We start from the raw sequence: 12792 nt of genomic DNA, 5'->3' as shown, positions 1-12792 counted from the left end.
TAGTAAAAGTTGTGGACACGGAAACCGTAACCCCATTCGTTAAAGGTGTAGAAATAATGCCAGATGGAAGTGTCGCTAGAACTGGAACGAACTATAGCGGGAAATTCCAAGAAGCCCATGATGCCTCAAAGGCGAGTATTCAGAGTAGGATCTCGAATTTGGAGAGTGGTGGGGTTAAGGGTACGGGTAATCCTGTTCATAGATCTGAAATTGACGAAGTAATTAAAAATAATGACGATAAAGACGGAAATTTGATTAATAGATCAATTGTGCCTAAGGGATATGATAGTGTTGAAGAGTTTAAAGAAGTTGTGGGACTAACAGAAACATATTCGAATACTAAAACGAAAATGAGACTAGATAAGAATTTACATATTAGTCCAGATGAGGCACAATTTAAGGAATGTACAAGGAAATTAAAAGAAGCGATTGATTCAGGCAAGATTTCAAAAGAATTGTTTTCTCCAGATCAATTAGCTCAAATAAATGCTGGTAAGGCAAGAATAAAAGGATTAACTTGGCATCACCATCAAGTCCCTGGCAAGATGCAATTAGTTATTTCAAAAGTACATAAAGTAAATCACTTAGGCGGAAATAAATTATGGGGAGATGGAATTAGATGAGAAAAGTAGATTGGCAATTTGCTGATGCAACTGTAAGTGAAGATTTTGTAGGGGAAATTGGTAATGAAATAGGTGTTAAATTTCCAAACGATTATATAAAATGTGTAGCTGTGAATAATGGTGCTAATGTGGAACCAGAAATATTTAATGTGAATAATCATGAAAGAGTTTTTGGGAATTTATTATCTTTTGATGAAAATAGTGACGAATATATAGTTGAAGTATATAATGACTTTAATGGTACATTACCTAAAGAATTAATTCCGTTTGCATTTGACCCAGCAGGAAATTTAATTTGCTTTGATTATAAAAATCATGAAGAAAATCCAATTGTTGTTTTTTGGGAACATGAAGATGCATGGGAAAAGGAAGCGCTGATGGAAAGTGAAGGGATTACGGCAGAAGAAGCAGAGAAAATCGCAAGAGAAAATGTATTTTACATTGCAGATACATTTACTGATTTTTTAAGTAAATTACACGATTAAAAAATATAATGATGAATGAAAAATAAATTTTATGTGAAGTGGATAGAAAAAATAATAGGGTGTTTGAAAATAGATACTCCATGATGGTTGTACCATCATGGAGTGTTACGTACAATGATAGAACAGAAAAAGAGGTGCGAGCTTAGGCGAGATGACATTTAAACGCATGGAAGAGACATAAAACTAACGAACTCGTACAAACTCGTAAGTTTTAACGTAGTAGTTGTCACGACATATAAAAGGTGTCAAACTGTTACAATAAAATTTACAAATTTAATGTTACTTAAAAACATATGAACTTAAAGCACTTGATTGTCTACTTGAGACAACAAGTGCTTCTTTTTTGCATAGAAATTTAACAGATCACTATAATTTTATTATGTAAACTTTTTACATAGTTTTCTATATAACTAACGAGAAGAGAAATGTTTACTATTACTTTCATTTCTGTTATGAAAATTCTACAATAGAAAACAGAACGTATATTTGGTATAATCAAAACATACTATATGAAACGATGTACATGAGTTTGAGATTTATGAAAAAAGGTAAGTAATACATAATAATAAATACGCTATAGGATTCAGTTCATATTATACAAATCAATCGTTAGAAAGGAACAGATGTAATGAATCAAATTTCATTTGAAGATTTATTTGAAGAAGAAAAAGAAAAGGTGGAGGTAGCTGAGGTATGTAAGGTACCAGCCCCTTTATCACCATTACAAAAAGATATTTTAGAATTAATTGATTCTGAAGAAATAAGTGCGCTTGAGCTATGTGAACGATTAATACGATCTGGTAAAATACCCGATGAAAGATTCACTACGAATAAGCCTAAAGCATATGGACAAGTATGTTTACTATTAGAAGGTTTTGTTACAGAAGGAAAACTTATTTTTATCAAAGATGATGAGAAAAGAGATAGGGTATATAAATTGAAAGAAGAAGTTTGAGATGTATAGTGGGAGATGAATGATTGGTTCCCTTTAACTTGCAGCTCCGTTAGTCTAGTAATGTCCACAAAAAAGGTGTCAATCTCTCCTAGATTGACACCTTCATACTTTTAACATCTTACATACTTACGCTTAAAACCAAGTCTTCCTCTATCTAGTTCTTTCTGAATACTTTCAGAAGCATTTAACAAACTGCTTTTTTTATTATCACGTTTGACTTCAACTATACCAACTTTCTTTGCAGTCTCGACTGCTTTTTCATGTAGTGGTACATATGATATTGCCACAGTGTTTAGGAAATTATTCATAGCGGATTTTGTTCGTTCTGGAGAATGATGAATTGTATCTTTCACCATTTCAAGCATATCGGAAATTTTACTTTCGGAAAACTCATTGTCTTTGCGATTTCCTAAAAGCCAACAGTAGCAACTCCATCCGGCAGACATTTTAAGCTCGTCCCCACTTGCAATCCATTTATCAGCAACATCTTGTGCAATATTTGACTCCGATAAAGTTACTGCCACTACATAATCAGATAGCATATAAAAATATGCCCCGTCTATCCAGCGATCAAAATCAGACTCACTCATAGCTTTTGGATCGGCAATAATACCTGCAAAGTACATAGCATCGTAGTTACCTGTGGCATAAAGCTCTTCAGCTAACTCTTGATTTAATTTTATTTTTTTAGCGATTGGTTTCATAGCACCTGTAGCTACTCCGAATACTGGCTCATGCGCACCGTTAGATATGTATATTTTTTTCGTTCGTTCCTTACCTAGAGCTTCAAGTTCTTGCATAACTGTTTTAAGATCCATAGTTGTGCAACTTCCTTTCTTCATGTGAAAGCCTTTTTAAGCTTTTCGTATTTCATATGTTAATACTAATTGTATTCAAGAGGTATGTCTACTTTCTAAAGGTATCAAAACCAGTTAGTAATTTTGAAGCTTTTGATTTTGTGACTGCTACAAGCTATCTATAGTTAGAAGCAAAGTATAGTAGAATAAAAAATACATTTGTATAGTTTTTCCAATGAATATTTGGTATGATGGTGAATGGGAAAAATATACAAGTTGTTAGTGGTTCATAAAAGGGGGATTGAATTGAAAAGAACACCTGAATTCGTATTAGGTTTAATTGGTGGCATTTTGGGAATTATTATTTCCATAATATTAATAGTTGTAGCGTTTAATATTATGGAAGGTGTTGATTACGAACTTTTAGCTTATTACTCTATTATTTTAACGGTTCAAATAGGATTGTTCATTTTATCGTGTTTAGTAAACAAGGTTAATAATAAAGTTTATGGAGTTTGTATGATTGTGATTCCTATAGTTATGTTATTTATGTCATTATTCTTTTTACTTATTCCGACAATTTTACAAATTATATCTGGTTCATTTGCATTTAGGACATTAAAGTTAGAATCGAATGTAAGCTAAATATAATTATTAACGTCTGAATATTCGGTTTTTTAAACATTTTCGTTTGCAGTTCAAATTAACATAAAGTACAAAGTTGTACGCTTTAGGAGGAGAAATAGATGATTATTTGGTCTGGTTGGGGTTTTTTAGTCGCAATTATTGTAATTATTAATACTCTTTTGGGTAAGGCTATCTTTGGATCTATAACGGGGGACGCTACATATTTTCAAGACCATAGTTGGCCAATGGCGGTAATGTTTATTATATCAGGGGTTATGTCTTGGTATTTAGGTAAATATATTAATAAGCCAGATGGGAAAGTTTATATAGATGCCGAAACTGGTGAAAAAGTTATGTTTAACAAAAAGCACTCATTATTTTTTATAAAAATGGAATATTGGGGACCGATTCTAGGAGTTATTGCGATTGTAACTTTAATTACAAGATAAAAAAAGAGGATGGGTATAGCAAGAGTAATCTATTCAAGTAGAAGGAGAAATTAGTCATGAATGCAAAGAAACTACTAGGGGTAGCAGTTCCGGTCATGTTGTTATTTGGTTGTGGAGTTTCTGAGAAAACGAACACTTCTAAACAGGAGAAAACGGAAGAGTCTAAAGTAAAAGAATCGAAGTCTAATAGTAAGAAAGAAAAAGTTTCAAAGGAAGACTATCCTAATAAAGTGTATAAATTAGGAGTAGAGTTTGATAAGTTGTTTGCGGAGCATAACAATATTACAAGAGAGGTTTTTGACGGTAAGAAAAAGAAATCAGATATAGTAGATAGTGTGAAAGAATTAAATAAAGTGTTAGATAAATTTGAGTCAATAGATCCCCCTACAGAGTATGTAAACCAACAAAAAGATTTTGAAAAAGCAATTAGTTATTTTAGAGAGTCTTTTTCTTTAATAAATGAAGTATTCACCAGAAAAGAAAAAAGAGAAAAAGGTGATAAGACTGATAAAGAGTTAATAGAGAAATCTGAAAAGCTAGTGAAAGAAGGAGATATTTACTGGCTTAAGGCATTCAAAGATCTTGAAGGGGATATTAAAATCGGTGATGGTACAGTATCAATTAAAGATTTGAAAGAGTTAGATAAGAAAGCTGGAATTAATACAGATAATGTTATGAAGAATGTGAAAGATGGTACGGAATTAATCGGTAATTGGGGATTCCAAGGAACAGACGGTTTCAATATGTCACTCATTTTAAAAGGTGATAAGACATTTGAAACATATGGTAAAGGTGAGTATCCAAATAAAAAGAATTATATTGAAGGAACTTGGGAATATGATAAGGAAGCTTTTACAATCTATTTACATCTCAATAAACGTTTAGTAGACGGTGTAGAAGATACAATTCAAAAAAAGAAAATAGCATATAAAGTTCAAGATTATGATGGGGAAAACTTGCAATTATTTAATGAGACGTCATTTAATACAATTAAGTATGTGAAGCAAAGTTAAAGTTATGTAGGACTAGGTTTAAATGGCCTGGTCCTTCATTAAAGTGCGAGTATGTAAATAATATGTTATCTTTCGTTCTGTTTACTTAGTATCATGTTATTCTTTAATAGAGTAATAAATGGAGTTTTGCATTAAATATATGAGGTTGGTTACAAATGATAAAAAAATTTACTAGATTAGTATTAATAGTGGTTATCCCAATCAGTCTTATTACAGGTTGTGGGGCTGCTGAAAAAACTGAAGCACAAAAGCCGAAAGCGGTACAAACGGAGAAAAAGGACTATATGGATTACTCATATGGTAGCAAAGGTATATTAGTAAGTGGCAAAGCGAAAGAACGGCAACAATACGAGATTGGATATATGGATGATAATAAGTTAATTGGGATTGACGAAAATATTGAAGACTGCATTATTTTAGATAATAAAGATGAAGCAGGTCTCATTTGGAAACAAATAGAGCGTGGATCTATTATTGAAGTGCAATACGGTAAGGATCGCAATGATATCGTAGGCGTGCAATTCGTAGGAGATCGTGAGTCATATGAAATTAGTGATAAGTTTGATCGGAATACGATAAATGAGATTGTTGAAAACGTTAAAGGGAATTTGTAATAGATGTATTTCGATAGTATAGGATCTCTTATTATGAAATTGTATGCCAGTTATTTGTCTAAGTTTAAATTGATTATTTTGACGGTATTTGTAATTAGTTGTAAAATAATGTTTGTTGACGAATTTTATAAAAAGTATATTAGATGAAATTCATCTGTAGGGATGACATATAAATATTTTCTTAATGGGTATAAAATAAAATAATTAAAATATATAAATAAAAAGAAAATATAATAGAAGTACATAGTAGATTCATATTTTTAAAAATTAATGTGACAATAAAAGGAGGTTGAGATACATACACGGTGGGAGTGTGTATGTATTTATTATAATAATGAATAAGACAATCAAACAACAAGTAATCGCACTATCAACAAGTCTAGTGATTTTAGGGAGCGTACCTTTATCAGCATCAGCAGAAGAGATAAACAACTCTCAAACTGATCAACTTAATATTGCCCAAGGAGAACACGGAACGAGCGGATTAAATTATTCTAATTTCAAGTTGGAAGTTCCTAATCATGTACAAATTAACGAAGTAGAAGTATCTGAAAATGAAAAAATGCTTTTAGAAGAATATAAGCATAAACATGATGAAACAGAAGAATTAAACAAAATGCAAAATGCTAAGAAGGGACAAGTAGCAGAAAAGGAAGCTATTTCAAACATTGAAAAGGCATTTGAATCTGTAGATGGTCGAAATGATGGATCTGATCGTCAAATGAAACCTGTTGCAAAGCCAAGAGGTATTCAATATAGTGCACAGAGTACGAAGAAATATGGAACACTTGCAGGAGTTCCATTTGTGGAGTGGATTGTTCCAGCAGGAAATCCTGATATTCGTCCTGCAAATCCGATGAAAGCACGTTACATTACAATTCATGAGACCGCAAATACAGCCGCTGGTGCTAATGCTGAAAATCATGCGAAATATTTATACAAGCAAGCAACTGAAGGCACTTTCCGAACAGCTTCATGGCATTTTACTGTAGACGATAAACAAATTTATCAACACTTACCAACAAACGAAAATGGTTGGCATGCAGGAGATGGAGATGGATCAGGAAACAGGGAGTCTATCGGTATCGAGATCGCGGTTAACCAAGATGGTGATTACAATAAAGCTTTAGAAAATGCAAAACGACTTGCAGGTTATTTAATGAACAAAGAAGGAATTGGTGCAGATCATATTTACAAGCATCAACAATGGAGCGGGAAAAAATGTCCTGACATTTTAATTTCACGTGGTAATTGGGCTGGTTTCGTACAAGGAATTCAGTGGTATGCAAATATAAATGCGCAGATTGATACGCCTTTACAAGATAAAAATGACTCATTTAATCCAAATGAAAATAATCCAGCTGAACCTAGCATGGAACTAGTGGTAAATGGTAGTGGCATCAATGTACGTAGTGATGCGGGTATTGAACATCGTGTTGTACGTAAAGCTTCAACCGGAGATCGTTACAAAGTATTAGCGGTTAAAAATGGTTGGTATAAAGTAGGTAATGGAGAATGGATTTTCTATGACCCAAGCTGGATTAAAATTAACTACAATGTACCAAAGGAAGAAGTACAAAAGCCTAAGGAAGAAGTACAAAAACCAAAAGATGATATTACAGGTGGCTGGTTTGAAGAGCATATTCGTAAATTAAACAGTCTAGGTATTATGCAAGGCGAAGGTAATGGTGTATTTGCGCCATATCGAAATGTAACGAGAGCGGAGTTTGCGAAATTAATCTCGAATGCTCTTAAACTACCAGAGGGAAATAAGTCATTTGTAGATATTAATGAGGCACATCCATCACTTCATGACGGTATTAAACGTTGTGCAAGTGCAGGAATTATTAATGGTCGTGGTGAAGGGATTTTTGATCCTAACTCACCAATTACTCGTGAAGAAGTATCTATTATGATTGACAAAGCATTACGATATAAAGGAATTACAGGTGAGTTAGTAGCATTACCATTTACAGATAAGCATTTAATAACATACAAAGAATCGGTTCAACGATTATACAGTCTAAAGGTAGTTAATGGTATTGGAAATAATGAGTTTGATCCTCGAGGTACAGCAACTCGTGGTCAGGCAGCTGCCTTTATTGTGAAGATGTTAGATTCAATGCAAAAATAAAAGGAAACTTTAATCAGTGAGGGCCACTCGCATTGCAATCGAGCAGTTTATTCACCGAATTTTGAAATGAGAGTTGTACTGTCCGCAAATAGCAGAATAAATGGTATGTAGAAGCTGACATTGGTAGAAGTAAAAAATAAGAAGAATTTGAAAGGAGCTATCCAAAATAATAATTTGGAATAGCTCCTATTTAGTAGGAAGAACAAATTGTATGTAATGTAGAATGCCCTTCCAAGCCCCTTATAAGCCCCTACCAAGTAATAAATCACTAAGAAAAAACAAAAACAAAAACAACTACAAGAACAAAACAAGCGCGAAAAAATGAAACCGGCGTTGTAGTAGTAAAAAAATTGTAATTCGAATGCCAAAACCATTCCCGTATGCCTATCTTTATAATGAAGGATTAAAATTTTCCTATTTACTAGCAAAGAGTGGAGGGAAACATATGGCGGTATACCGTAATGTGCAGGTGAACTTTTGGCAAGATGAATTCATATTAGATTTAACGCCAGAGGAGCGTTATTTTTACATATATTTGTTAACTGGTACGAAAACAAAGCAATGTGGTATTTACATATTACCGAAGCGTGTGGCAGAGCTTGAAACAGGTTATAGTATGGAGACTGTTGAGAAGTTGCTAAACAGGTTTGTTGAGTATGGAAAGATTTTATATGATACGGAAACGAAAGAGGTATTCATAATAAATTGGTTACACTATAACCCTATTTCAAATACGAATGTGGAGAAGTGCGTATTACGTGAGTTAAAGACTATAAAAAGTAATGAGTTCATACATATATTTTTACGTAAATGCCTTGAAGAAGAATACAAGATTCCATTATTATTGCAGCATTTTGGTATGCCAAAAGAAGAGGATAATAGTAGTTCACAAGTAGTTATTGAAGAGAAAGAAGAAGCGGAAGAGATAGAGGTGGAAACCATAGAAGAGGACGTTCCAAATAGTGAAGTTTATAAGTTTTATGAACAAAATATTAGTAGTTTATCCCCATATATTGTGAAGGAATTGAAGAATTGGATACAAAGACTTTCTGGAGAGAAAGTGTTAGAGGCACTTAAAATTGCGTTTGAAAATAATAAGAAAACGTTAGCTTATGTGAAGGGGATTTTGAGGAATTGGTGTAGTGAAAAATTAAAGGATTTTAGTGGGGAGAAGTGCGTAATGGGAAGTTTAGAGAGAAGGAAATGTATTTTGAGTAGTGTATTTTAATTTACATTAACTTAACATAGAATGTATGTTCGTTTTTGTGGGATTTATGCTATACTACCATTAAATAAGGGTATTTTATAATAGATAAAAAGATGCGGGGGGTACAAAGTTTGACTACTAGTACATCTGAGTTGTTTCAATATATTAATATGACAGAAGAACAGAAACAATTATCACAACGATATTTACAGACAAAAGAAGAAGAGATTTTAAAAGATATTCAACTAACGACAATTCGTGATCAAAAAAGAAGCGATTTTGCGGAGCGATTTATAAACGATTTTAGGAAAGTGCATAAACAAGATCCGGATTTTTTTCAATTATTTTACCATATACTCGAGGAGCAATTATTAAATGTTCTTGTAGTCCGTTTTGCGCATGTCAGTTTTTCTAAAATGAAGATTTATTTAGAAAAAAGTGCACTTCCTTTGGACAAACTTGTAGCAATCGCATGTAAATATTTATCCAGTATTTCAAGTTATGTGAATGAAGCAGATGTTTTTCTTAGAGAGTTAACAAGAGAGAATCCGAACTATATAGAGGGACAATTACATACTTTACCAACTAACCAGCAAGTAACATTACTTCTTGTAATGTTTGATGTAGATTATGAAAAGTTTCGTACATATAGTTCTTTATTGAATGAGAGGTTAGAAGAACATACAGAATTTATATTGAAACTGCTAGGGGAAAAGGAAAAGGTTGAAGCAGTTAAACGGTATTTAAAAGGTAAAGATGATAGTGAAGTATTTATAGGTGGGAATTTACCGGAACATATTTGGCGGCTATTATTTTGTGTTCATAAATATTCGAATGTTGCGAGGCGATATATTGAAATATTGGCGAAGAAAAATGTTTGGGGTTTTATAAACTATGCAACACGTTATATGTGTCACACTCTCGGTCAGTCTCAAAACTACAAAAAAACTGGTAGTGTAAATAGAGAAATATATGAAGAAATTCAAAGTTTTTGTACACAGTTTTGGATTTCTAAGGAAAGATTTTTTGCGCATCGTCTAAGGCAACATGATTTAAATAGTGAGGATTTTTGTAAGACGTATGAATATGAATTGCTATGCTTTATGTTGGAGGAAGATCCTGAATTTATTCAATGTACTTTGCAATATGTAAGTAGAATGAATTATCTCATCGTCGCACGAACGCTAGCTGAAAAAGGATATGAGCTAAATAGAGGGAAAATGCGAGAAGAATTTTTTGTTGCTGCTTTGCAAATAAAATTGTCTACAGTGCGGGATACATATCGTGATTATTTACTAGGGAAATTGTCACTTGAGGATATGGAGCAAATACTTAAAAATCCGAAATATAGAAGTATGTATTGGGGTATGCCGGTGTTAGAGGTTGCGCTTCTTTGGGATATAGATGATGTAGCGAAGAGGGAAGCTGTACTTACACTACAGTTTGGAAATGAAGATAGTGTTAATTTATACGAACTTCTTTACGAATGTTCTGTCAGAGGAGTAGAACCGAAACAAGTATTAGAAGATCTGCTTTCGTATGGATTAAGTAAGGAAAAGCTTATCGCTTATGCAGTTGAAGAAGCTGCATGCTACAGTGAAGAGCGAAATAAGGCGAAGGAAGCGCTTGTTTGTGTAATTGTAAAAGAACAAGCGTACATCATTGAACGATTTGATGAGTATTCTGCTGTGGCCAAAGCATATATTTTAGAAGAGTTAGCAAAGGATAACATGATTAAAATGCGTCCAATTTTAATTAAAAGCTTAGGAGATTCATCTAAAAAAATGCGTGAGTCTGTAGTTAAACTGCTTTCAAAAGATGTAGAAGCTGCAGCAGATGTAGCAGTTGAACTTCATAATAAAAAGAAAATTGTTCGTGAAAATGTGATGAAAATACTTATAGAGTATAAGCTTGAAAAATATACGAAACTTGTACAGGAAGCTTTGCAAGAAAGTAAAAATGAATCTTTCACAGGAAAATTCTCGTTTTTATTTCAAACGGAGGAAGAAAAGATAGAAGAACTATGTGCACGTATTTTAACTGAACAAACAAGAAATTCACTTCTGCAATTGATTGGGGATGAGCCACAAATCCGTTTACGTGACTCTGATGAAATTGCTGATGCTGCAATTCCGTTAGCCTATTTACAACAGTATATTTCAGATGCTGTTATTGAGAAGAAAGAAACAGCAGAAGTAATTGGTAGAGCTTTAAATGAAGAGGACTTAAAAGAATATGTGCAAACAATATATCAAATATGGATTTCTCAAGACGCAGATGTGAAGAAACGTGGAATTCTTTCGTTATACGGAATGTATAGTGACGACAAAATGGTCGACATACTTATAAAGCAAATTGATGAATGGGTGCTTCAAATGAGAGGAAAGATAGCAGCGGATGCCGTTCGTGCTTTAGGTTTGTCTTCATCTAAGCTTGCACTTATGTCTATTCATGCAATAGCATTTAAATATAAACATAAGCAAGTACGTAATGCAGCAAAAGAAGCGCTAAGTCTTGCTGCGAAAACACGTGGTATAACAGAGGAAGAGCTGGAAGATCAATTGGTGCCGGACCTTGGCTTTACTATACATGGTGAAAAAATAATGGATTTCGGGAATCGAAGTTTTACTGCCATTTTAACTACAGAGTCAAAAATTGAGTTAGAGACAGAAGAAGGAAAACGTATGAAGTCACTTCCAAAGCCGAATGCAAAAGATAATGTAGAAAAGGCTGAAGAGGCTAAAAAAGAATTAGCCTCTTTAAAGAAGGAACTCCGAAATACTCTTTCCATGCAAAAACAACGATTGGAAACGGCACTTTCATTAAAGCGTTATTGGTCACATAATGCATGGAAGTCTGTATTTATGGATAATCCAATTATGAAGCAATTTTCTATTTCACTCATTTGGGGTGAGTATAAGGAGGGGAAGTTGCTGAAGGCATTCCGTTATGCAGAAGGTGGCGTGTTCTGTACAATTGACGGGAAGAGTTATGAACTTTCATCTGGCACTGTTATTGGTTTCGTTCATCCGTTAGAATTGCCTGAGGCGGAGAAGGAATTATGGAAAGAGCAATTAGAAAGTGCGGAAATTGTTCAGCCGTTCCTACAAATTGAGCGTCCAGTGTTTGTAGTAGAAGAGAATGATGAGAGTGCTATTGAGAGATTTGGCGGTATTTTACTAAATGGTCGTTCGTTATTCGGTAAGATGACGAAGCTTGGATGGATCCGTGGGTCTGTTCAAGATGGCGGTGTATATTATACATTTTACAAAGAAGATACTCGTACCGGATTAGGCGTGCAATTGTCATTTAGCGGAGCACCGATTGGTTATGAAGATGAAGAAGATGTATGTGTATTTGACATTCAATTTTATAAAGCAGGTACAGTGAATCGTGGTTCATATGAATACGATGAGATTGATGATGAAAGACGCATTGTACCAAAAGAAGTAGATAAACGCTTCTTTAGTGAAATGTTATATGATGTGCAAGTAGCGACAGATTCAAATCTTGGGCATAATGAAAGTTGGCGTAGCGAACGATAAGAAAAACCCCCTTCATTGGTAGGAAAATGAAGGGGGTTTTTCAATGTTTCAAAAGGTTCTTTCATAATAGAAGCGAATTAGGGGGAAGAGGATTTTTATCCTTTTAGAAGGGATTGGTATCATGATCAAATAGATGATTTATCATACGACTACACTGAATACAGCGGGAATAGAAGGGAAAATGTTAACGTTACAGCCACGGTAATGATAGAAAAGACTTTTACTATATGTAAGAGTCTCTTTTTTTGTAAACGCGACAAAATTTGACAAAAAAATTTGCAGGAACTTGTTATAATTTCTGTTGGAATATTTTGTTTAACGAGAAATGGGTGTATAGCGTAAA

Annotated in this window: 11 protein-coding genes and 1 pseudogene; 11 read left to right on the top strand and 1 reads right to left on the bottom strand. The window is 33.6% G+C overall.

Translation table 11 applies throughout. The features are described from left to right. The first annotated feature begins 56 nt into the window (after positions 1-56). The 4 genes and pseudogenes from GBN78_RS07255 to GBN78_RS07240 all read left to right on the top strand — a co-directional run bounded on the left by GBN78_RS07255 (position 57) and on the right by GBN78_RS07240 (position 2063). Positions 57-623, top strand: coding sequence for an HNH endonuclease (locus tag GBN78_RS07255; protein WP_076774877.1), 567 nt, complete (start codon positions 57-59; stop codon positions 621-623). Next, positions 620-1108, top strand: coding sequence for an SMI1/KNR4 family protein (locus tag GBN78_RS07250; protein ID WP_001233207.1), 489 nt, complete (start codon positions 620-622; stop codon positions 1106-1108). Before GBN78_RS07255 ends, GBN78_RS07250 begins: the two co-directional genes overlap by 4 nt. A 177-nt stretch (positions 1109-1285) precedes the next feature. Then, positions 1286-1493 (top strand): annotated as a pseudogene (locus tag GBN78_RS31135) (hypothetical protein). Between the two features lie 243 nt (positions 1494-1736). Beyond that, positions 1737-2063 carry a DUF3895 domain-containing protein gene (locus tag GBN78_RS07240; protein ID WP_001071909.1) on the top strand — a complete coding sequence of 109 codons (327 nt, stop codon included), beginning with the start codon at positions 1737-1739 and terminating at the stop codon, positions 2061-2063. Positions 2064-2173: 110 nt separating this feature from the next. On the opposite strand, the gene GBN78_RS07235 is transcribed toward GBN78_RS07240, so the two are convergent. Then, entirely contained in the window at positions 2174-2881 is a 708-nt protein-coding gene (locus GBN78_RS07235; RefSeq protein ID WP_030026447.1) for a DNA alkylation repair protein, read from the bottom strand. Between the two features lie 285 nt (positions 2882-3166). On the opposite strand from GBN78_RS07235, the gene GBN78_RS07230 reads away from it, so the two are divergent. The 7 genes from GBN78_RS07230 to GBN78_RS07195 all read left to right on the top strand — a co-directional run bounded on the left by GBN78_RS07230 (position 3167) and on the right by GBN78_RS07195 (position 12449). Beyond that, complete coding sequence (locus tag GBN78_RS07230) at positions 3167-3505, top strand: DUF4064 domain-containing protein (protein ID WP_000831724.1); 339 nt, start codon at positions 3167-3169, stop codon at positions 3503-3505. A gap of 101 nt (positions 3506-3606) precedes the next feature. Continuing rightward, a complete protein-coding gene (locus tag GBN78_RS07225) occupies positions 3607-3936 on the top strand; it encodes a hypothetical protein (protein WP_000587853.1) in 330 nt (109 codons plus the stop codon). Positions 3937-3992: 56 nt separating this feature from the next. Further along, positions 3993-4949, top strand: a complete 957-nt coding sequence (locus GBN78_RS07220; protein WP_003313272.1) for a DUF3994 domain-containing protein — start codon at positions 3993-3995, stop codon at positions 4947-4949. A 155-nt stretch (positions 4950-5104) separates the two neighbouring features. Further along, positions 5105-5563, top strand: coding sequence for a hypothetical protein (locus GBN78_RS07215; protein WP_000591634.1), 459 nt, complete (start codon positions 5105-5107; stop codon positions 5561-5563). Positions 5564-5897: 334 nt separating this feature from the next. Next, complete coding sequence (locus GBN78_RS07210; protein ID WP_002005373.1) at positions 5898-7697, top strand: S-layer homology domain-containing protein; 1800 nt, start codon at positions 5898-5900, stop codon at positions 7695-7697. A gap of 445 nt (positions 7698-8142) precedes the next feature. Continuing rightward, positions 8143-8925, top strand: a complete 783-nt coding sequence (locus GBN78_RS07200) for a DnaD domain-containing protein (protein ID WP_000312088.1) — start codon at positions 8143-8145, stop codon at positions 8923-8925. Positions 8926-9035: 110 nt separating this feature from the next. Then, positions 9036-12449, top strand: coding sequence for a DUF4132 domain-containing protein (locus GBN78_RS07195; RefSeq protein ID WP_088046427.1), 3414 nt, complete (start codon positions 9036-9038; stop codon positions 12447-12449). Positions 12450-12792 lie beyond the last annotated feature (343 nt).

The sequence above is a fragment of the Bacillus sp. B2-WWTP-C-10-Post-4 genome (assembly GCF_009183805.1).
Classification (GTDB): Bacteria; Bacillota; Bacilli; order Bacillales; family Bacillaceae_G; genus Bacillus_A; species Bacillus_A cereus.
This window is presented reverse-complemented; position numbering and strand designations above follow the sequence as displayed.